The sequence below is a fragment of the Pararhodobacter sp. CCB-MM2 genome, assembly GCF_001691415.1.
Taxonomy (GTDB): domain Bacteria; phylum Pseudomonadota; class Alphaproteobacteria; order Rhodobacterales; family Rhodobacteraceae; genus Pararhodobacter.
In genome coordinates this window covers 179,279-197,738 of sequence record NZ_LRRR01000003.1, presented here as the reverse complement: position 1 = coordinate 197,738, position 18,460 = coordinate 179,279, and the positions used below count along the sequence as shown (strand labels likewise).

22 protein-coding genes are annotated in these 18,460 nt (G+C 66.7%); 8 read left to right on the top strand and 14 right to left on the bottom strand.

The window, feature by feature from the left end; all coding sequences use genetic code 11:
* Positions 1–160: 160 nt before the first annotated feature.
* Entirely contained in the window at positions 161–1,744 is a 1,584-nt protein-coding gene (locus BCY78_RS05805) for a GMC family oxidoreductase (RefSeq protein ID WP_068299137.1), read from the bottom strand.
* A 246-nt stretch (positions 1,745–1,990) separates the two neighbouring features.
* Here BCY78_RS05805 and BCY78_RS05800 point away from each other — a divergent pair, with 246 nt between their 5' ends.
* Positions 1,991–2,317, top strand: coding sequence for a hypothetical protein (locus BCY78_RS05800; RefSeq protein WP_068299135.1), 327 nt, complete (start codon positions 1,991–1,993; stop codon positions 2,315–2,317).
* A gap of 62 nt (positions 2,318–2,379) precedes the next feature.
* Here BCY78_RS05800 and BCY78_RS05795 read toward each other — a convergent pair whose 3' ends face one another.
* Both BCY78_RS05795 and mnmD read right to left on the bottom strand, forming a co-directional pair.
* Complete coding sequence (locus BCY78_RS05795) at positions 2,380–3,258, bottom strand: DMT family transporter (RefSeq protein WP_068299132.1); 879 nt, start codon at positions 3,256–3,258, stop codon at positions 2,380–2,382.
* Positions 3,255–3,926: a tRNA (5-methylaminomethyl-2-thiouridine)(34)-methyltransferase MnmD gene (gene mnmD, locus BCY78_RS05790; RefSeq protein ID WP_068299365.1), complete on the bottom strand. Its 672-nt coding sequence runs from the start codon at positions 3,924–3,926 to the stop codon at positions 3,255–3,257. Before mnmD ends, BCY78_RS05795 begins: the two co-directional genes overlap by 4 nt.
* A gap of 55 nt (positions 3,927–3,981) precedes the next feature.
* Here mnmD and BCY78_RS05785 point away from each other — a divergent pair, with 55 nt between their 5' ends.
* Entirely contained in the window at positions 3,982–5,034 is a 1,053-nt protein-coding gene (locus tag BCY78_RS05785; protein WP_068299129.1) for an FAD-binding oxidoreductase, read from the top strand.
* Positions 5,035–5,094: 60 nt separating this feature from the next.
* Here BCY78_RS05785 and BCY78_RS05780 read toward each other — a convergent pair whose 3' ends face one another.
* The 5 genes from BCY78_RS05780 to BCY78_RS05760 all read right to left on the bottom strand — a co-directional run bounded on the left by BCY78_RS05780 (position 5,095) and on the right by BCY78_RS05760 (position 7,693).
* On the bottom strand, positions 5,095–5,652 hold the full coding sequence (locus tag BCY78_RS05780; RefSeq protein WP_068299126.1) for a F0F1 ATP synthase subunit B: 558 nt from the start codon (positions 5,650–5,652) through the stop codon (positions 5,095–5,097).
* On the bottom strand, positions 5,649–6,212 hold the full coding sequence (locus tag BCY78_RS05775) for a F0F1 ATP synthase subunit B' (protein ID WP_068299123.1): 564 nt from the start codon (positions 6,210–6,212) through the stop codon (positions 5,649–5,651). Before BCY78_RS05775 ends, BCY78_RS05780 begins: the two co-directional genes overlap by 4 nt.
* 80 nt (positions 6,213–6,292) lie before the next feature.
* Positions 6,293–6,526 carry a F0F1 ATP synthase subunit C gene (locus BCY78_RS05770; protein ID WP_068299120.1) on the bottom strand — a complete coding sequence of 78 codons (234 nt, stop codon included), beginning with the start codon at positions 6,524–6,526 and terminating at the stop codon, positions 6,293–6,295.
* A gap of 55 nt (positions 6,527–6,581) precedes the next feature.
* Entirely contained in the window at positions 6,582–7,358 is a 777-nt protein-coding gene (locus tag BCY78_RS05765; protein WP_255402849.1) for a F0F1 ATP synthase subunit A, read from the bottom strand.
* Positions 7,359–7,360: 2 nt separating this feature from the next.
* Positions 7,361–7,693, bottom strand: coding sequence for an AtpZ/AtpI family protein (locus tag BCY78_RS05760; protein ID WP_068299115.1), 333 nt, complete (start codon positions 7,691–7,693; stop codon positions 7,361–7,363).
* A 215-nt stretch (positions 7,694–7,908) separates the two neighbouring features.
* On the opposite strand from BCY78_RS05760, the gene BCY78_RS05755 reads away from it, so the two are divergent.
* Positions 7,909–8,265 (top strand): helix-turn-helix transcriptional regulator, encoded by a 357-nt coding sequence (locus BCY78_RS05755; protein WP_068299112.1) that lies wholly within the window; start codon positions 7,909–7,911, stop codon positions 8,263–8,265.
* Between the two features lie 134 nt (positions 8,266–8,399).
* On the opposite strand, the gene BCY78_RS05750 is transcribed toward BCY78_RS05755, so the two are convergent.
* The 4 genes from BCY78_RS05750 to BCY78_RS05735 all read right to left on the bottom strand — a co-directional run bounded on the left by BCY78_RS05750 (position 8,400) and on the right by BCY78_RS05735 (position 12,187).
* Positions 8,400–9,674, bottom strand: coding sequence for a folylpolyglutamate synthase/dihydrofolate synthase family protein (locus BCY78_RS05750; protein WP_068299110.1), 1,275 nt, complete (start codon positions 9,672–9,674; stop codon positions 8,400–8,402).
* A complete protein-coding gene (accD, locus tag BCY78_RS05745) occupies positions 9,671–10,636 on the bottom strand; it encodes an acetyl-CoA carboxylase, carboxyltransferase subunit beta (protein ID WP_068299106.1) in 966 nt (321 codons plus the stop codon). Before accD ends, BCY78_RS05750 begins: the two co-directional genes overlap by 4 nt.
* 64 nt (positions 10,637–10,700) lie before the next feature.
* A complete protein-coding gene (locus BCY78_RS05740; protein ID WP_068299104.1) occupies positions 10,701–11,588 on the bottom strand; it encodes a CPBP family intramembrane glutamic endopeptidase in 888 nt (295 codons plus the stop codon).
* Positions 11,588–12,187 (bottom strand): DNA-3-methyladenine glycosylase I, encoded by a 600-nt coding sequence (locus BCY78_RS05735; RefSeq protein ID WP_068299101.1) that lies wholly within the window; start codon positions 12,185–12,187, stop codon positions 11,588–11,590. Before BCY78_RS05735 ends, BCY78_RS05740 begins: the two co-directional genes overlap by 1 nt.
* 63 nt (positions 12,188–12,250) lie before the next feature.
* Here BCY78_RS05735 and BCY78_RS05730 point away from each other — a divergent pair, with 63 nt between their 5' ends.
* Entirely contained in the window at positions 12,251–12,937 is a 687-nt protein-coding gene (locus BCY78_RS05730; protein WP_068299097.1) for an NnrU family protein, read from the top strand.
* Positions 12,938–12,946: 9 nt separating this feature from the next.
* Here the strand turns inward: BCY78_RS05730 and BCY78_RS05725 are convergent, their stop codons facing one another.
* Positions 12,947–13,480 (bottom strand): CoxG family protein, encoded by a 534-nt coding sequence (locus BCY78_RS05725; protein WP_068299094.1) that lies wholly within the window; start codon positions 13,478–13,480, stop codon positions 12,947–12,949.
* A 155-nt stretch (positions 13,481–13,635) separates the two neighbouring features.
* Here BCY78_RS05725 and BCY78_RS05720 point away from each other — a divergent pair, with 155 nt between their 5' ends.
* Positions 13,636–14,295, top strand: a complete 660-nt coding sequence (locus BCY78_RS05720) for a response regulator transcription factor (protein ID WP_068299091.1) — start codon at positions 13,636–13,638, stop codon at positions 14,293–14,295.
* A 77-nt stretch (positions 14,296–14,372) separates the two neighbouring features.
* On the opposite strand, the gene BCY78_RS05715 is transcribed toward BCY78_RS05720, so the two are convergent.
* Entirely contained in the window at positions 14,373–15,338 is a 966-nt protein-coding gene (locus BCY78_RS05715; protein ID WP_068299089.1) for a glycosyltransferase family 2 protein, read from the bottom strand.
* Positions 15,339–15,469: 131 nt separating this feature from the next.
* Here BCY78_RS05715 and BCY78_RS05710 point away from each other — a divergent pair, with 131 nt between their 5' ends.
* Genes BCY78_RS05710 through BCY78_RS05700 form a run of 3 tightly spaced genes read left to right on the top strand, consistent with a single transcriptional unit; the run spans position 15,470 to position 18,422 of the window.
* Positions 15,470–16,639: an acetyl-CoA acetyltransferase gene (locus BCY78_RS05710; RefSeq protein ID WP_068299086.1), complete on the top strand. Its 1,170-nt coding sequence runs from the start codon at positions 15,470–15,472 to the stop codon at positions 16,637–16,639.
* Positions 16,640–16,641: 2 nt separating this feature from the next.
* A complete protein-coding gene (locus BCY78_RS05705) occupies positions 16,642–18,234 on the top strand; it encodes an acyl-CoA synthetase (RefSeq protein ID WP_068299084.1) in 1,593 nt (530 codons plus the stop codon).
* Positions 18,231–18,422, top strand: a complete 192-nt coding sequence (locus BCY78_RS05700) for a hypothetical protein (protein WP_068299081.1) — start codon at positions 18,231–18,233, stop codon at positions 18,420–18,422. The genes BCY78_RS05705 and BCY78_RS05700 overlap by 4 nt, the downstream gene beginning before the upstream one ends.
* Positions 18,423–18,460: the final 38 nt, after the last annotated feature.

The window sequence follows — 18,460 nt, the reverse complement described above, 5'->3', positions numbered from 1 at the left end:
AGGGGGCTCTGCCCCCGTCGCTGCGCGACTCCCCCGGGATATTTGGGGCACAAAGACTGGCAATTTGTCTTAAATTGTACGGGACCCAAGCGCGGCCCCTCATCTTTGCTCTCTCAATATCCTGGGGTGAGGGCCGAAGGCCCGAGGGGCAAAGCCCCTTCTACCCTGCAAGGATCATCGCAGCGGCCTTTTCAGCGATCATGATCGTCGGAGAGTTCGTGTTACCCGAGGTGATCGTCGGCATGATCGAGGCATCCGCGACCCGCAGCCCCTGCACTCCGTTCACCCGCAGATCCGGCGCCACCACCGCGCGCGGGTCGGTGCCCATGCGGCAGGTGCCCACCGGGTGGAAGATCGTCGTGCCCACATCGCCAGCGGCGCGGATCAGTTCGTCTTCGGTCTGGGCCTGAGGGCCGGGTTTGAACTCCTCGGGGCGGTATTTCGCCATCGAGGGCGCTTCCATGATCCGGCGCGTGAGGCGGATGGCGTTGGCGGCGACATGCTTGTCGGCCTCGGCGCTGAGGTAATTGGGCGCGATCACGGGCGCCTCTCGCGGGTCGACCGAAGCGATACGGATCGAGCCCCGGCTTTCCGGGCGCAGCTGGCAAACCGAGGCGGTGATCGCCGGGAAATTATGTGGCGGCTGACCGAAGGCGTCGAGACTGAGGGGTTGGACATGGTACTCCAGATCCGCCCGTTCGACCGTACTGGAGGAGCGTGCGAAGGCACCAAGTTGCGAGGGTGCCATGGACATCGGGCCCGAGCGCTTCAGCACGTATTCCGCCCCGATCATCGCCTTGCCGATCATAGAGTTCGCCATGGTGTTCAGTGACTTGCCGCCGGTGATCTTATAGCTCAGGCGCAGTTGCAGATGGTCCTGCAGGTTCTCGCCCGCGTCGCAATCCTGAAGGGGGGCGATGCCCAGTTCCTTCAGCCGCGCGGCCGGGCCGATCCCCGCCAGCTGCAGCAATTGCGTCGAGCCGACGGAACCGGCCGAGAGCACGACCTCAGCCCCCGCCCGCGCCTCGGCCGGGTGGCCATCGCGGAGATAGCGCACGCCGACGCAGCGGGTCCCGTCGAAGATCAGCCCGGTCGCCTGCGCCTGTGTGTGGATCTCCAGATTGCCCGAACGCCGGGCCGGGCGCAGGAAGGCTTTCGAGGTATTCCACCGCCAGCCCGAGCGCTGGTTCACCTTGAAATAGGCCACCCCCTCGTTATCGCCGGTGTTGAAATCCTCGACTTGGGGGATGCCGGTCTCCTGCGCGGCCTTGGCCCAATCGTCCAGCACCTGCCAGCGCAGGCGCTGGTTCTCCACCCGCCATTCGCCGCCGGTGCCATGCATCTCGCCGGGATCGCCCGCCGCGTAATCCTCGTGCTGTTTGAACAGCGGCAGGACATCGTCCCAGCCCCAGCCGGTGTTCCCCATCTGCCGCCATTGGTCGTAATCCGCGGCCTGCCCGCGCAGGTACAGCATGCCATTGATCGACGAGCACCCGCCCAGCAGCTTCCCGCGCGGATAGATCAGTGAGCGGCCGTTGAGGCCCGGCTCGGGCGCGGTACGAAAGCGCCAATCGGTACGCGGGTTGTCGATGCTGTAGAGATAGCCGACCGGGATATGGGTCCAGATGTAATTGTCCGAGCCCCCGGCTTCGAGCAGCAGCACGCGGTGCTTGCGGCTCAGCCGGTTGGCGAGCAGCGCCCCCGCCGAGCCTGCGCCCACGATGATGTAATCCCAATCGGCCATGGTATTCCCCTCTCTCCCACCCACCACGATAGGGGGGCAAGGAATCTCGCGCAACGTGCCGGCGCGGCCGGGCGATGGGCAAAAGGTCGCTGTTTCTTAAATTTCAGGTAAGAGTTGATCGACGTTCCCGGCTTCCGACCCGTCGCGCCCGTTGGCGAATCGGGTGGAATTCGCTACGGTCACGACAGGTTAATGAACCACGGAAAAGACGGCACAGAAGGCCGCAATCCCCGGAATGAGGCAAGAATGAAACAGTTTCTCTCTGCGAGTGCGCTCGCGCTGGCCGTGATGGCCCCCGTGACTTTGGCTCCCGTCGCCGCAATGGCCGGCCCGGTCGAAACCGCCTGCAATCGGTCAGAGCGCCAAGGCGCCAACCGCCAGCTGTGCCGCTGCATCGAAGCGGCCGCGGATCGCACGCTGACCCGGTCGGAACAGCGCCGCGCGGCGCGGTTCTTCGCCAACCCCGACGAAGCGCAGGAAGTCCGCATGTCGCCCTCGCGCGGGGACAACGAATTCTGGGCACGCTACCGCGCGTTCGGTGCGCAGGCTGAGCAGATGTGCCAAGGCCTCTGAGCCGACCAGCGCATTGAATGCCGGAATGACCAAGGGGCCCCGCAGGGCCCCTTTTGCATCTCTCAGCTGCGGGTCTCGGCCACCCGGGCGCGCCATAGGGTGAAGAGGCCTGCGCAGACGACGATGGCCACGCCGATGGCCACGTTCGTGCGAAGCTCGTCGCTGAAGAAAGTCATGCCGATCGCCGAGGCGAAGACCAGTTGCAGATAGGCGAAGGGCTGGATCGCGCTGGCCTCGGCCACCTCATAGGCGCGGATCAGCAGGAAGTGGCTGGAGGCCGAGGTCAGGCACAACAGCCCCATCCAGGCCCAATCCGTGGCCACCATCGGCTCCCAGTACCAGACGCCGACGCTGGTGGTGACGATCGCGCCGACAACGCCGGTCCAGAAGAAGCTGACGGCGGCGGAATCGTAGCGGGCGACATAGCGGGTCAGCAGGCCGTAAAGCGCGAACATGAAGGCCGCGAGCAGGGACATCAGGGCCTCGGGCTTGAAGACGCCGAAGCCGGGCTCGAGGATCACCACCACGCCGATGAAGCCGATGCCGATGGCAACCCAACGCCGCCAGCCGACCTTTTCGCCCAGCACCGGGCCGGACAGCGCCGCGATCAACAGCGGGTAGGTTGCGAAGACGGCATGGGCTTCGACGAGGCCCAGCCAGACAAAGCTCTGAATTGCCACGAAGATCTCAAGGCACAACAGCGCGGCGCGGAAGATCTGCACCTTGGTCGTGCCCGAGCGCGCGGCATTCTTCAGACCTCCGGCCATGCGACTGGAGAGGGCGATCACGAAGGTCGCGAAGAACCAATAGCGGATCATCACGATCATATAGACGTTGTACTCGCCCGCCAGATGGCGCGAGATCCCGTCCTGCACGGCGAAAACGAAAGTGACGATCACCATCAGCCAGATGCCGAGGGTCGTGTTCTGGCGCGCGCTCATGCGGGTTTCCTGCCTGTCGTCATGTGTTTCTTGCGCCCGTAGCCGGGCTGGCGGGTGATATCGAACCCCGCCTGTTCCAATGCGCGGCGCACATGGCCTGCGGCGGTATAGGTCGCGACGGTGCCGCCGGGCGCGGTATGGGCGCCGACGGCCCCCATCAGCGCATCATTCCACAGCTCGGGATTGCGGGCCGGGGCGAAACCGTCAAGGAACCAGGCCTGTGCGACATGGGTCCAGGCGGGCAGGGTCTCGCGCGCATCGCCGACGATGACCTCGACCTCGATCCCCGGCAGCGTCACGCGGCGCACGGGGCCCTCGGCCTCGGCCCATTGGGCGACAAGCGCTTCGGCCTGCGACAGGGCAAAGGGGGACAGGGCGCGGGCCATGTCCTCGGGCGCCATGGGGAAGGCCTCGAAGCTGGTGAAACGGATAACCTCGGGCCCCTGCCAGATCTGCGTCAGTGCCAGCAGGTTCAACCCGGTACCAAACCCCAATTCGGCCACGCGAAAGCCCGGGGCCAGCCGCGCGGGCAGGTCGTTGCCGGCCAAGAACACATGCCGCGTTTCCTCGAGCCCGCCGGTGAAGTAGGGATCGTCGAAAGCGGTCGCGACGGGGGTGCCGTCGTCGGTCCAGGTAAGCTGGGGCCTGATCGGGTCTGGCTGGTTCATGCGCATGTGAAGGGTCGCTACAGGCCCTCCATGACGCGGCAGAAGGGGAAAGGCAATGGCCCACATCACGGTCATGGGCGCGGGCATCCTGGGCCTGAGCGCCGCTTGGGAACTGGCGCGCCGAGGGGCCTCGGTCCGGGTGCGCGAGGCTGTGCGGGTGGGGGCAGGGTCCTCAGGCGGGATCGTCGGCGCGCTGGCCCCGCATGTGCCCGAGCAGTGGAACGCCAAGAAGGCCTTCCAATTCGACAGCCTGATGATGGCCGAGGGCTTCTGGGCCCGCGTGGCCGAGGCCGGCGGGCGCGATCCCGGCTATGCCCGTAGTGGTCGGGTGCAGCCCTTGGCCGACGACGCCGCCGTCGCCCGCGCACGCGAGCGGGGGGAGAACGCGCGTGACTTGTGGCAGGGCAGGGCAGAGTGGCGCGTGGTCCCGCAGGCCGAGGTTCCGGGCATGCGCCTGTCCTCGGCCACCGGGCTGGTGATCCATGACACGCTGACCGCCCGGATGCGCCCGCGCGGCGCGGCGGAGGCGCTCGTGGCCGCGCTGGCCACGAAGGGCGTCAGTGTCGAGCAGGGCGATACCGCGCCAGACGGCGTCGTGCTGTGGGCAACGGGTATTCAGGGCCTGCGCGATCTGGGCGTAGATCTGGGCCAGCCGATGGGCAATGGGGTGAAAGGGCAGGCCGCGCTGTTTCGCGCCGATTTCCGCGATGCGCCGCAACTGTTTGCTGAGTCTCTGCATGTGATCCCGCATGTGGACGGCACCGTCGCCATCGGCTCCACCAGCGAGCGCGAGTATGACGCGCCCGACAGCACCGATGCGCAGCTGGAGGCGTTGATCGACCGGGTGCGCGCCCTGTGCCCCGATCTGGCAGAGGCCGAGGTGATCGAGCGTTGGGCCGGTGTGCGGCCTCGGTCGCCATCCCGCGCGCCGATGCTGGGGGAATGGCCGGGGCGGCCCGGTCATTTCGTGCTGAATGGCGGGTTCAAGATCGGCTTCGGCATGGCACCGAAACTGGCCGAGCTGGCGGCGGATATGATCCTCGACGGCCATGATGCCGTGCCCGAGGGGTTCCGGGTCACCGACAACCTGAAGCGCAAGCCCGGCTGACAGGGCGCACAAACGAAAAGGCCCCGCTCGCGCGGGGCCTTTCAGTAGACACGGAACGCGTCAGTGCAGGCGCTGACCCACCGTCGAGATCGAGTCCTCGATCATGCGGTTGGCATCTTCCGGCGACAGGTTCTTGGCGATCAGCTCACGCGAGGCCGAGATCGACACCGCGATGGCCTGATCCCGAACCGCCTTCAGCGCTGTCGCTTCGGCCGCACCGATCTGGTCCTCGGCCGCACGCAGACGGCGCGCGATCGTGGCTTCCAGTTCCTGCTTCGCCTGTTCGGCCGCCAGCTCGGCATCCGCCTTCGCCTTGGTCACGATACGCTCGGCCTGGTCCTTGACCTCAGCCTTCTTGCGCTCGAACGAGGCACGCAGTTCCTGCGCTTCTTCACGCAGCTTGCGGGCTTCTTCCAGCTCGGCACGGATCGTCGCCGCACGCTTGTCCAGCTGACCGCCGATCAGGCCGGGCACCTTGAAGTAGATCAGGATGCCGACGAAGATCAGGAACGCGACCAGAACGACGAAGTCGGTGTTGCGCAGCGAGAAGAAGGGGCCACCAGCAGCCAGCGCCGGCGTCGCCGCCGTGGCCAGGATGATCGCGAGAATGCGGGTCATGCAGCACCCCCTTTCAGACGGGCGTTCACGACGGAGGTCACGCTGCGACCATCGGCGGAGACGCCGAAGCTCGACAGGATTTCCTTGGTCGTGTCCTTGGCCACGGTTTGCACCGCCTCGGCCGCGCTTTCGCGGATCTCGGCAATGCGGGCCTCGGATTCGGCGGTACGGGCCGCGATCTCGGCATCGGCCTTGGCGATTGCCAGGTCGAGCTCTTTCTGGATCTCGGCGCGCGATTCCTCGATCACCTTCGCAGCCGCGGCGCGCGCGTCGTCGAGGGCCTTGTGATAGGCGGCCTCGGCCTCGGCGGCCTGCTGCTTGTAGGTCTCGGCAGCGGCGATGTCGTTGGTGATGGTCCCCGTACGCTCGGCCAGAACCGATCCGATGCGGGGCATCGCGACGCGCGAGAGGATGAAGTAGAGCACGACCAGCGCGACCACCAGCCAGAACATCTGGTTGGGGAAGGTCGAGAAGTCGAGCTGCGGCATGCCACCTGACGCCGCCTCGGTCGCATGACCCGCGGCAGTGGCGCCGTGTTCAGCAGCGGTTTCTGCAGACATGGGGCGTCCTCCTGATTGACCGTAAGCGCCGGGCAGGTTGTTGGACCCACCCGGCGACAAGGATCACGGGCTGATCAGGATCAGACGGCGAACATCAGCAGGAGCGCGACGAGGAACGAGAAGATCCCCAGCGCTTCGGCGAAGGCCATGCCGATGAACAGCGTAGCGGTCTGGCCAGCAGCGGCCGACGGGTTGCGCAGGGCGCCCGACAGGTAGTTGCCAGCGACGTTGCCCACGCCGACAGCAGCACCAGCCATGCCGATGCAAGCGAGACCGGCGCCGAGGTACTGACCGAGTTGTGCGATGCCTTCCATGATCGTGCTCCTTGAGATTGGAAAGGTTTGGATGTCGTAGGGACTGCAGGACGGCTCAGTGAGCCGGGTGCAGCGCGTCCTTGAGGTAGACGCAGGTGAGGATGGCGAAGACATAGGCCTGGATGAAGGCCACGAGGATCTCCAGCCCGTACATCGCCGTGATGGCGAGGATCGACAGCGGGGTCACGGCGACACCGACAGCGCCCGAGATCAGGATCACCGGCGCGAAGGCGGCGAAGACTTTGATCACGGCGTGGCCAGCGGTCATGTTACCGGCAAGACGAATGGAGTGGCTGACGGGGCGCACGAAGTACGAGATGACTTCGATCACGGCCAGCACGGGGCGCAGCGCCAGCGGCGCCGACTTGACCCAGAACAGCTCCAGGAAATGCGCGCCGTTCTTGACGAAACCGACGATGGTCACGGTCAGGAACACGGCGATGGCCAGCACGGCGGTCACGGCGATATGGGCCGTGGGGGTGAAGGCCATGGGCAGCAGGCCCAGGAAGTTCGAGAACAGGATGAACAGGAACAGCGTGAAGACATAAGGGAAGAACTTCAGCGCGTCCTTGCCGGCGACATCCTCAACCATCTTGTGGACGAAGCCATAGGCCAGCTCGGCGACCGACTGGATGCGGGTCGGGACGATGGCGCGGCCGCGGGTGCCGGCGATGAACAGCAGGGCGATGGCCAGAACGCTCAGCGCCAACCACAGGGTGGCGTTGGTGATCGTGAAGACACCCACTTCGCCGTCGTGACCGAACAGCGGACGAACCAGGAACTGGTCCATCGGGTGGAAAGTCAGCCCTTCGCCATGCTCTTCTGCAGCCACGGTCAGTCCCCTTCGTTCTTGGCAGCCGTCGCCGCCTTTTCGTTCTGCGCCTGGATCTCGGTGGCGGTCCGCATCATCACGCGGATCCCGGCCACGAGGCCCAGCAAGACAAACAGCACCAGGAAGATGGGAATGGTGCCAAACAGCACATCCAACCCATATCCGATGCCAAAGCCGATCAGCAGACCGGCGACAAGCTCGGTGACCATCCGCCAGGCGTGGTTCGCCATGTGGTGTCCACTGGGGCGCGAGGGTTCCGGCGTATTGGCCTTCTTCAGCTGGTTGATCCGGGCGTCGAGCGCTTTCAGGCGCTCCAGATCGTCAGGTTCTGCCATGCTGAATCCCCTCGGGACAGTCGGGCGCAACCTAGGGTCGGAGGGTCTCCGAGTCAAGTTTTAATGATGAAGCACAACACTATGATTTTGCAATATATTTTCAACCGACTCGAGTCCGGTACGCCCCAGAAAACCCCGCTTTTGCTGCATTTGCACATTCAACGGATCGGTTGAATGTCTTGACCGGGCCCCACGCCCCCACTACCCGAGAGGACATGAGCGCCCCCGATCCCCTCGATATCGTCTTCATGGCCCTGGCGGATCCGACGCGCCGGGCAATCCTGTCGATGCTGCTCGAAGACGACATGGCGGTCAGCGACGTGGCCGAGCCCTTCGCGATCTCGCTCGCCGCGATCTCCAAACACCTGTCGATCCTCGCCGAGGCCGGGCTCATCAGCCAGGAGAAACGCGGCCGGGTGAAATGGTGCAAGCTCGAACCCGACGCGATGCGCGCGGCCTCGGTCTGGATGCAGGCCTTCGGTCAGTTCGAGCCCCTGAACCTCGACGCCTTCGAGCGCTTTCTCGAAACCGAACTCGGCATCGCCCCCGACGGAGAAGAGGCGCAAGGCTGACGTCCGTCCCCTCATCTTCGTTCCGGAAATATCCCGGGGGGTGAATTTGCGTAGCAAAGAGGGGGGCAGAGCCCCCCTTCTTCCGTCGTCCGAGACCTGCGTGGCGCAGCCATGCCGGGTGAGGGCGAAACCCCTTACTCGTTCTCGCGCAGGATCGACCCGGCCAGATACAACGAGCCACAGATCAGCACCCGCGCCCCCGGCGTCTCGTCGAGGATCGAATCCAGCGCCTCCTGCACCGATCCGGCGGTCCGCGACGGAATTCCGGCGGCGGCGGCTTTCTCGGCCGTGACCTCGGCGGGCAGGGGGTTCGCCTCACCGGGGATCGATACGGCCAGCAGCCCGGCGGCGTGACCGGCCAGCGGCTGCATGAAACCGGCGATGTCCTTGGTGTTCAGCATGCCGCAGATCAGCCAGGTCGGCCGCGGCGGCAGCCGGTCCAGCGTCGCGGCGATCGCCTCGCCGGCGGCAGGGTTATGGCCACCGTCCAGCCACAGCTCGGCACCCGGCGCGCTGTCCGGCAGGGGGCCTTCACGCAGGCGTTGCATGCGGGCGGGCCAATAGGCCTCGGTCACCGCGGCCTCGCAAGCATCCGCATCGCAGCCCAGCGCCCGCAGCGCCGCCAGCGCCGCGCCGGCATTCTGGATCTGGTGCGGCCCCGGCAAGTTCGGCAGCGGCAGGTCCAGCAAACCGCGTTCATCCTGATAGACCAGCGAACCCGCATCCTCGAACGAGAACCAATGCTGACCGGCCACCAGCAGCGGCGCGCCCAGACGCTCGGCCTTGGCCTCGATCACCTCGAGCCCCGCCTCTTCCTGCGGACCAACCACGCAAGGCACACCCCGCTTGATGATCCCGGCCTTTTCACCGGCGATCTCGGGCAGGGTCTCGCCAAGGAATTGCTGATGGTCGATCGACACGGGCGTGATGATCGTCAGCGCCGGTTCGGCCACCACATTCGTTGCATCGAGCCGCCCGCCGAGACCGACCTCCAGCAGCACGTAATCCGCCGGCACGCGTGAGAAGGCGAGGATCGCCGCCACGGTGGTGATCTCGAAATAGGTGATCGCCTCGCCGTTGTTGGCGGCGTAGCACTCGTCCAGCACCTCGGTCAGCGCCTCTTCCGAGATCAGCTCACCGGCCAGCCGGATCCGCTCGTGAAAGCGCGCCAGATGCGGCGAGGTATAGGCGTGGACGGTCTTGCCCGCAGCTTCCAGACCGGCGCGGATCATCGCCTGGGTCGAGCCCTTGCCGTTGGTGCCGGCGATATGGATCACCGGCGGCAGCTTGTCCTGCGGGTTGTCCAGCGCCTTCAGCAGGCGCCAGACGCGGTCGAGGGTCAGATCGATGATCTTGGGATGCAGCGCCATCATCCGCTGCAGGATGACGTCCGAGGAAGGCGTGCTCACGATTGGGGTTCACCCGCTTTCGGTGTTTCGACAAGAGCCGGGGCCGGAGCGACCTCAGCGGCAGTCTCGGCGGCAGCACCTTCGGGCGCGGGTAGATCGGCGGCCACGGCGGGCGGCAGGCCGGTCAGCATGCGCAGAATGGTGATCAGCTCGTCGCGCATGTCCTTGCGGTGCGTGACGCGGTCCAGCATCCCGTGGTCGAGCAGATACTCGGCGCGCTGGAAGCCCTCAGGCAGCTTCTCGCGGATCGTCTGTTCGATCACGCGGGGGCCTGCGAAGCAGATCAGCGCATTGGGCTCGGCGATCTGGATATCGCCCAGCATCGCGTAAGAGGCCGTGACACCGCCCGTCGTCGGGTGGGTCAGCACGCAGATATAGGGCAGGCCCGCTTCCTTCAGCATCTGGATCGCGACCGTGGTGCGCGGCATTTGCATCAGGGACAGGATGCCCTCCTGCATGCGCGCGCCCCCGGCGGCCGAGAACACCACCAGCGGGGCCCGGCGTTCGATCGCGCGCTCACAGGCGGCGATGAAGGCGTTGCCGACATACATCCCCATGGAGCCCGCCATGAAGCTGAAGTCCTGACCGGCACAGACCACGGGCATGCGCCCGATCTCGCCCTCGGCGACCAGCATCGCTTCCTTCTCGCCCGTGCTTTTCTGCGCGGCTTTCATGCGATCGGGATATTTCTTCTGGTCGCGGAACTGCAGCGGGTCGGCCACGGGTTCCGGCACGGCCACTTCCGAGAAGGTGCCGGCGTCGAACAACGCCTTGAAGCGATCCCGCGGGGTGATCGCCATATGGTGGTTGCAGTTCGAGCAGACCTGCAAATTGTCGGTCAATTCGCGGTGGAACAGCATCGTGCCGCACTCGGGGCACTTGGACCACAGGTTCTCAGGCACCTCGCGGCGTGAGAACAGCGAATTGATCGTCGGACGGACGTAGTTGGTGATCCAGTTCATCGGGTCTCCCCTTGCGCTTGGCCCCAGATAGGCCGGGCCGTGCGGGATTGCAACATCGCTGGCGTCACCGCCGACGCAGCCAAAGCCGGCAAGCGGCCCAGACGGCCGTCATCAGCAACATGTCGGTCAGCAGGAGCGGGCGCAGATGCTCCGGCGTCATGCCTGTCGCGGGCCCCTGAAGCAGCGACAGCCCATCCAGCGCGCCGGTGACGCTGACCAGCAGGATCGCCAGCACGTTATTGGCAAAATGCAGCCCCCAGGCGAGACCCAGCGAGCCGCTTTGCCGTGTCAGATCGGCGGCGATCAGCCCGAACAGCCCCGTCGAGGCCAGCACGATCCAGGCGTTCTCGCCCAACTCGGCCGGGTTGTAATGTGCGAGGCCGAACAGGGCCGAGGGCAGGAACAGGCAGACCCAGGCCGGCCGGAACCGCGCCGCCAGCTGGCTTTGCAGATAGCCGCGGAACACCAGCTCCTCGGCCCCGGTCTGGATCAGCACGCCCAGCAGGGCCAGCGGCAGGAAAGCCAGCCACAGGCCAAGGTCCGCGCGGAAGGTCAGGGGCGGCAGCAGCGGCGACAGGGCCAGCGTCAGCCCGCCGCCGATCACCGCCATCATCACAAGTCCCAGCGTGAAATCGCGCAGCACCATGGCCGGGCGCCCCAGAAGGCTACGCAGGCTGCGGCGGTGCAGCAGGTGGACCACCACCCAAGTCCCGACCCACGCGCCAAGGAAGGTGGCGAACAGCAGGATCAGCGACCACGGATCGGCCCCCTCGGCGATGCGCCGCAGATGGGCCTCGAACGCCACGGTGCCCTGCGCCGCCCACAGCGCCAGCCCCATCCCGACCATCCACAGGAAATACAGCGCGACGATCAGCCCGAAGCCAAGGATCGTCCGCCACAGCTGACGGCGCGGACGCGCGGGCGCCACGAGCGGCTCGTACGAGGGCAGCATCAGCGCGTCGGCCTCTCGAAGGCAGCACGGGCGGCATCGACCTTGGCCCAGGCCGCGCAGCCCGGAGCGTGGTCGTTGATGATGCCCATCGACTGGAAGAAGGCATGCATGGTCGTCGGTCCGACGAATTTCCAGCCACGCTTCTTCAGGTCCTTCGACATCGCCTCGGAGGCGGGCGAGGTCGCGGCGTAATGTGGCGGCGGGGTCTGCGGCTCATAGCTCCAGACATAGGCGGCAAGGCTGGTGCCGCTGTCGAGCATCTCGAGCATCCGCTTGGCGTTGTTGATCGCCGCCTCGATCTTGCCCCGATGGCGCACGATTCCCTTGTCGGCCAGCAGACGCTGGACATCGGCCTCGGTGAAGGCGGCGACTTGTATCGGGTCGAAGCCCACGAAGGCCGCGCGGAAATTCTCGCGCTTTTCCAAGATGGTGCGCCAGCTCAGGCCGGACTGGAAACCCTCCAGCACCATCTTCTCGAACAGCCTGCGATCATCGGCAACGGGAAAGCCCCATTCCTCGTCGTGATAGGCCACGTATTGATCCGTGGCGAGGCACCACGGGCAGCGGTTCTGCCCGTCGGGGCCGGGTTGGACTTGCATGGCACTCTCCTGTTCGCGCGGCTATTGTCCGGCAAAACGAGGCGGGGTCAACGGGGGCAGGCCATGACCGGATGGGTGGAATTCGCGCTGGCGATGGCGGTGTTCCTCGGCTCACATGCGCTGACGGTGCGGCCCGCGCTGAAGGCGCCGCTGGTGCGGGCGCTGGGGCAGGCGGGCTTCGGCCTTGTCTATTCCGCGCTGTCTCTGGTGCTGCTGGGCTGGCTGATCGTCGCCGCCGGTCGCGCGCCTTTTGTCCCGCTTTGGGATCCCGCGCCGTGGCAGGCCTGGGTCGCGCTGGCCCTGATGCTGGCCGCCTGCCTGCTGGTCGCCCATGCCTTGGCCGGGTCCAATCCGCTCAGCTTCGGCTCCCGCGCGGCGGGCTTCGATCCGGCGCATCCGGGCATCGCCGGCGTGTCGCGCCACCCGGTGTTGCTGGCTCTCGCGCTGTGGGCGCTGGCCCATGCAATCGCCAATGGCGACCTTGCGCATCTCTTGCTGTTCGGACCGTTGGGCCTGTTCGCCCTGATCGGCATGGGTGCCATCGACCGACGCAAGCGCCGCTTGCTGAACGAGTGGGAGCATCTCGCCCGCGGCACGTCGCTGGTGCCGCTGGAGGCGCTGGTCTCCGGTCGATGGCGACCCACCGCCCCGCCGCCGCTGGTGCCCAGTCTGGCGGGGCTGGCCGCCTGGGCCGCGCTGATCGCGCTGCACCCGGCGGTTATCGGCGTGGACCCGCTGGCGTGGCTCTGAGGCCGCGCGTCAGTCCGACCCCATCATCCGCTTGAACCACCCCTTCTTGGGCGCGTCTTCGGCCTCGGCCTCGGGTTCGGCGTCCTTCGGGCCTTCGACGGCATCGGCAAAGCGGGCGAAGAAATCATCAGCCATCTTGCGGGCGAACCCGTCGATGATCCGGCTGCCCAACTGCGCCAGCTTGCCGCCGACCTTGGCATCGACCTGATAGGACAGCTTCGTCCCTTCGCCGCCGTCCTCCAGAGCGGCCGGCTCGATTGCCACCTTCGCCTCGCCCTTGGCGAAACCGGCGGCGCCGCCCTTGCCCTCGCCCAAAAGCGTCAGGCTCTCCCCCTCGACGATGTCCGAGAATGTCACCAACCCCGTGAAGCGCGCCTTCACCGGGCCCACCTTCTGCACCACGGCGGCCTCATAACCCTCGGCGACGCTGCCGGTCAGCTCTTCGCAGCCGGGGACCGAGGCCTTCAGCACCTCGGCATCCAGAAGCGCCGCCCAGACCACGGCGGGCGGGGCCGCAATCACGCGGCTGTCGATCATCTGCATGGCAATCCTCCCTGTTCCCGTCGCAGGATAGGGCAGGGGCGGCGGGCGCGAAAGCAGGCTTAAGTCGCAGATCGCGACGGCGGGCCCTCCACCTTGGTGCCGGTTCCGGCCCCGGCGCGCGCCTGCTATCCTGAGCCCACGTCCCGGAGAACCCCATGCCTACCGACAGCTTTGCCCGCGCCCTCATCGTCGACGACCACCCGCTGTTTTGCGACGCGCTGGCGCTGACCCTGCGAGGCGTGGCCGGCGTGATCGAGGTGGACGCCGCCCATTCCCTGACCGAGGCGCTGGAGCGGCTGGACCGCGGGCCGATGCCGGGGCTGGTGCTGCTGGATCTGGACCTGCCGGATGTCGAGGGGCTGGATGGCCTGATCCGCCTGCGCGCAACCCAGCCCGAGCTGCCGGTGCTGGTCGTCTCGTCGATGGCCGAACCGCGCCTGATCCGCGCCGCGCTGGCCGCCGGCGCCGCAGGCTTCGTGCCCAAACACGCCGGGCGCGAGAGCTTCCGCGCCGCGCTGGATGCCGTGGGGCAGGGGCGCAGCTGGCTTCCCGACGGCATGGCCGAGGATGACGATGACGGCGCCGCCGAGGCCGTGGCCCGCCTGTCCCAACTGACCCGGCAGCAGGCAAAGATCCTCGACCTGCTCTGCCAGGGCAAACTCAACAAGCAGATCGCCTGGGAACTCTCGATCGCCGAGACCACGGTGAAGGCCCATGTCACCGCCATCATGCGCAAACTCGGCGTGCAAAGCCGCACCCAAGCCGTGCTGATTGCCCAGCAGACCAAGTTCACGAGTTTCGTGCCGGAGGGGTGAGTGCCGCCAAAAGCCGCCCCATCTTTACTCTGAAAATATCCCGGGGGTGAGCCCGCAGGGCGAGGGGGCAGCGTCCCCTACTTGTACTCGATCAGCCGCGCCTCGGCCCGCGACAGTCGCCGCGCATAGAACCGGATCGCCCCCACCGCCTCGGGGAATTTCCCCAGCGTGTTGAACAGCGCCCCGGCCCATCCCAGCCGCGGCTTCAAGCGCAGCACTTGCAACGGATAGACCAACACCAACAGCAGCGCCGCCGGATGTACCAGCGACCCCACCAGCGCCACCAGTGGGATGCCGACACCCCAGATCCAGATCCGCCGAACCTCGGTCTGCCAATGCGGCGCCTGCGGGGTTGAGAACCGGGCCGCCCCCTCGGCGAAGGCGTGGCCGGCGCGCTCGGTCCGCTTCCACCACTGACCGAACCGGGTGATATCGGCGTCATGCCAGGTCATCTCGGCCTCGACGCGCCAGATCGTCCAGCCGCGCGCGCGCAGGCGCAGGCACAGCTCGGGCTCCTCGCCGGCGATCAGATCCTCGCGGTAGCCGCCCACCGCGTTGACCGCCTGATACCGCATCAAAGCATCGCCGCCGCAGGCCTTGGCCTCGCCCACGGGCGTGTCCCATTCGTGGTCGATGAGGGTGTTGTAGACGCTGGCCTCAGGATGCCGTTCCCGCCGCCGTCCACAGACGACAGCCGCGCGCAGGTTCTCGGACAGGAACTTGACCGCCCGCTCGATCCACCCTTCGCGCAGCACGCAATCGCCGTCGAGGAACTGCACGTAATCCGGCGCATTGCCGCGAAGGGCCTTCAGCCCGGCATTCCGGGCACGGGCGGCGGTGAAGGGCAGGGCCATGTTCAGCGCCACGACCTCGGCGCCCCAATGCTCGGCGGCTTCGACCGATCCGTCGGTCGAGCCGGAATCGACATAGATCACGCGGCGGAGCTGGCCCTGAAGCGATTGCAGACAGGCGACCAGCCGCGCACCTTCATTGCGCCCGATCACGACAGCATCGACAGTCGGTAGCGGTTTTGCCCGTGGCATCTGAGGTCTCCGTCCCCCTTCGATTATCGGGCTGCGCCCCGGCCTGTCCAGCACGCAACATTGTTGCACGCGACCACTGGGCAAAGCGCCCCCGATGTGTTGCATTCTTGCAAGGAGAAGGAGGAGGAACCATGTCCCGCGCACAGATCGTCGGCTGGAGTCACAGCCATTTCGGCAAGGCCGAAGCCCCGGATACCGAATCCCTGATCGCCGGCATCCTCGCCCCCGCACTGGAGCATGCGGGCGTCAGTGCCGAGGATGTGGACGGCATCTTCGTCGGCGTGTTCAACGCCGGCTTCTCGCGGCAGGACTTTCAGGCGGCGCTGGTCGCCTTGGCCGATGAGCGCCTGTGCCACACCCCCGCCATCCGCTATGAAAATGCCTGCGCCACCGGCTCGGCCGCTTTGTACGGGGCGATGGATTTCATCGAATCCGGTCGCGGCCGCATCGCGCTGGTCGTCGGCGCCGAGAAGATGACCGCCACCCCCACGGCCGAGGTCGGCGACATCCTTCTGGGCGCCTCCTATGTCAAGGAAGAGGCCGATGTGCCCGCCGGGTTCGCCGGTCTGTTCGGCCAGATCGCGCAGGGCTATTTCCAGCGCTACGGCGATCAGTCCGATGCCTTGGCGATGATCGCCGCGAAGAACCACGCGAACGGCATGGCCAATCCCTATGCCCATATGCGCAAGGATTTCGGCTTCGAGTTCTGCAACACGCCCTCGGACAAGAACCCCCATGTCGCCGGTCCCCTGCGCCGCACCGATTGCTCGCTGGTCTCGGACGGCGCGGCGATCCTTGTTCTGGCGGATGAGGAGACCGCGAAGGACCTCAAACGCGCCATCGCCTTCCGCGCCCGCGTGCAGGCCAATGACTTCCTGCCCATGTCGCGCCGCGACGTGCTGGAATTCGCCGGCGCCCGCAAGGCTTGGTCCGGCGCGCTGCAGGGTGCGGGGCTGACGTTGGACGATCTGTCTTTCGTCGAGACCCATGACTGCTTCACCGTGGCCGAGATGCTGGAATACGAGGCCATGGGTCTGGCCGAGCGCGGCCAAGGCCACCGCGTCATCCGCGAGGGGATCACCCGCAAGGACGGCAAGCTGCCGGTGAACCCCTCGGGCGGGCTGAAATCCAAGGGCCATCCGATCGGCGCGACGGGCGTCTCGATGCATGTGATGGCGGCAATGCAGCTGGCCGGAGAGGCCGGCGACATGGCCGTGCCCAACGCGAAGATCGCGGGCGTGTTCAACATGGGCGGTGTCGCCGTCGCAAACTATTGCTCAATCCTGGAGCGCGTGAAGTGAGGATGGACCTGTCCAACGGCATCGCCCCGGTCTCGACCCGGGTGATGAACCTGTCGCATTTCCTCACCGACATCGCCCGCCGCCGCCCTGACGCGCCCGGCTTCGTCTGGGGCGATCAGGCTTGGAGCTGGTCCGCGATGGAAGCCCGCGCCGCCGCCTTCGCCGAGCTGCTGATCGACCGTTTCAAGGTGCAAAAGGGCGACCGAATCCTCGTGCAATCCGCCAATTGCAACCAGATGTTCGAGGCGATGTTCGGCTGTTGGCGCGCCGGCTGCGTCTGGGTCCCCGCCAATTTCCGCCAGACACCCGAGGATGTCGCCTATCTCGCCGCCTCCTCGCAGGCGAAAGGTCTTCTGGTCGGCGCCGAGTTCGGCGCCCATGCCGAGGCCTGCGCGCCGACGCTCGATTTCACCATCTCCATAGGCGAGAGCCCCTTCGCCGAGGATTACGAGGCCCTGATCGCCCCCTATCTCGGCCAATCCCGCCCCGCCGTGGGCGTGCAGCGCGACGATCCCTGCTGGTTCTTCTTCACCTCGGGCACCACCGGGCGGCCCAAGGCCGCCGTACTGACCCATGGCCAGATGGGCTTCGTGGTCACCAACCATCTCTGCGACCTGATGCCCGGCACCGGCGCCGATTGGGGCGGGCGCGACGCCTCGCTGGTCGTCGCACCCCTCAGCCACGGCGCCGGCATCCACCAGCTAGCACAGGTCGCGCATGGCGTGCCCTCGATCCTGCCGGCCGGCACCAAGCTAGATCCGGCCGAGGTCTGGGAACTGGTCGAGCGCTACGGCGTCACCAACATGTTCACCGTGCCGACCATCGTGAAACTGCTGGTCGAACACCCGGCTGTCGACCGCTTCGACCATTCGAGCCTGCGCTACGTGATCTATGCCGGCGCGCCGATGTACCGGGCCGATCAGGTCACCGCGCTGGAAAAGCTCGGCCCTGTGCTGGTGCAGTATTTCGGTCTGGGCGAGGTCACCGGCAACATCACCGTCCTGCCCCCGGTCCATCATTCCAGCGGCGAGATGAAGCTCGGCACCTGCGGTTTCGCCCGCACGGGCATGCAGGTCATGGTCCAGCGCGACGATGGCTCGGAATGCGATCCCTTGGAAACGGGCGAGATCTGCGCCACCGGCCCCGCCGTCTTCGCCGGCTATTTCGACAACCCCGAGGCCAATGCCAAAAGCTTCCGCGACGGCTGGTTCCGGACGGGCGATCTGGGCCACATGGATGCGGAGGGCTTCGTCTATCTGACCGGGCGGTCGTCCGACATGTATATCTCCGGCGGCTCGAACATCTATCCGCGCGAGATTGAGGAGAAAATCCTCCTGCATCCGGCGGTCTCCGAGGTCGCCGTCCTCGGCGTGCCCAGCGCCAAATGGGGCGAGGTCGGGATGGCGGTCTGCGTGCTGAAATCGCCCGTCGAGGCTGCGGACCTGCTCGGCTGGCTCGGCGCGAAAGTCGCGCGCTACAAGCTGCCACAGCATGTGGTCTTCTGGGACGAGATGCCGAAATCGGCCTATGGCAAGATCACCAAGAAGATGATCCGCGAGGAACTGGAGCGCCGCGGCGAGGTCCCGCCTGCATGATCCACACCCTCCGCCATCCCGGCCCCGCCCCCGCGCGGCGCTGGGCCCTGTCCCGCTGCCGCGCCGAGCCCGTGGAGGTGATCCTCCCCGTCGCCGAAACGCTCGCCCAATCCGCCGCGCTGGCCTTGGCTGATTACGACGGCGGCTGGCTGGGACGGCCCGACCTATGGCCATATCCTGCCCTATGAGAGCCGCCTCGCCCAACCGACCCGCGCCAAGGGCTGGG

Excerpts from the sequence above, each read along its gene's own strand:
- BCY78_RS05780 (WP_068299126.1), bottom strand. The coding sequence starts at position 5,652 with ATGACCCGCATTCTCGCGATCATCCTGGCCACGGCGGCGACGCCGGCG.
- BCY78_RS05710 (WP_068299086.1), top strand. The coding sequence starts at position 15,470 with ATGTCCCGCGCACAGATCGTCGGCTGGAGTCACAGCCATTTCGGCAAG.
- BCY78_RS05795 (WP_068299132.1), bottom strand. The coding sequence starts at position 3,258 with ATGAGCGCGCGCCAGAACACGACCCTCGGCATCTGGCTGATGGTGATC.
- accD (WP_068299106.1), bottom strand. The coding sequence starts at position 10,636 with ATGAACTGGATCACCAACTACGTCCGTCCGACGATCAATTCGCTGTTC.
- BCY78_RS05800 (WP_068299135.1), top strand. The coding sequence starts at position 1,991 with ATGAAACAGTTTCTCTCTGCGAGTGCGCTCGCGCTGGCCGTGATGGCC.
- BCY78_RS05760 (WP_068299115.1), bottom strand. The coding sequence starts at position 7,693 with ATGGCAGAACCTGACGATCTGGAGCGCCTGAAAGCGCTCGACGCCCGG.
- BCY78_RS05805 (WP_068299137.1), bottom strand. The coding sequence starts at position 1,744 with ATGGCCGATTGGGATTACATCATCGTGGGCGCAGGCTCGGCGGGGGCG.
- BCY78_RS05700 (WP_068299081.1), top strand. The coding sequence starts at position 18,231 with ATGATCCACACCCTCCGCCATCCCGGCCCCGCCCCCGCGCGGCGCTGG.
- mnmD (WP_068299365.1), bottom strand. The coding sequence starts at position 3,926 with ATGAACCAGCCAGACCCGATCAGGCCCCAGCTTACCTGGACCGACGAC.
- BCY78_RS05725 (WP_068299094.1), bottom strand. The coding sequence starts at position 13,480 with ATGCAGATGATCGACAGCCGCGTGATTGCGGCCCCGCCCGCCGTGGTC.
- BCY78_RS05715 (WP_068299089.1), bottom strand. The coding sequence starts at position 15,338 with ATGCCACGGGCAAAACCGCTACCGACTGTCGATGCTGTCGTGATCGGG.
- BCY78_RS05770 (WP_068299120.1), bottom strand. The coding sequence starts at position 6,526 with ATGGAAGGCATCGCACAACTCGGTCAGTACCTCGGCGCCGGTCTCGCT.
- BCY78_RS05785 (WP_068299129.1), top strand. The coding sequence starts at position 3,982 with ATGGCCCACATCACGGTCATGGGCGCGGGCATCCTGGGCCTGAGCGCC.
- BCY78_RS05755 (WP_068299112.1), top strand. The coding sequence starts at position 7,909 with ATGAGCGCCCCCGATCCCCTCGATATCGTCTTCATGGCCCTGGCGGAT.
- BCY78_RS05730 (WP_068299097.1), top strand. The coding sequence starts at position 12,251 with ATGACCGGATGGGTGGAATTCGCGCTGGCGATGGCGGTGTTCCTCGGC.
- BCY78_RS05705 (WP_068299084.1), top strand. The coding sequence starts at position 16,642 with ATGGACCTGTCCAACGGCATCGCCCCGGTCTCGACCCGGGTGATGAAC.
- BCY78_RS05735 (WP_068299101.1), bottom strand. The coding sequence starts at position 12,187 with ATGCAAGTCCAACCCGGCCCCGACGGGCAGAACCGCTGCCCGTGGTGC.
- BCY78_RS05775 (WP_068299123.1), bottom strand. The coding sequence starts at position 6,212 with ATGTCTGCAGAAACCGCTGCTGAACACGGCGCCACTGCCGCGGGTCAT.
- BCY78_RS05720 (WP_068299091.1), top strand. The coding sequence starts at position 13,636 with ATGCCTACCGACAGCTTTGCCCGCGCCCTCATCGTCGACGACCACCCG.
- BCY78_RS05740 (WP_068299104.1), bottom strand. The coding sequence starts at position 11,588 with ATGCTGCCCTCGTACGAGCCGCTCGTGGCGCCCGCGCGTCCGCGCCGT.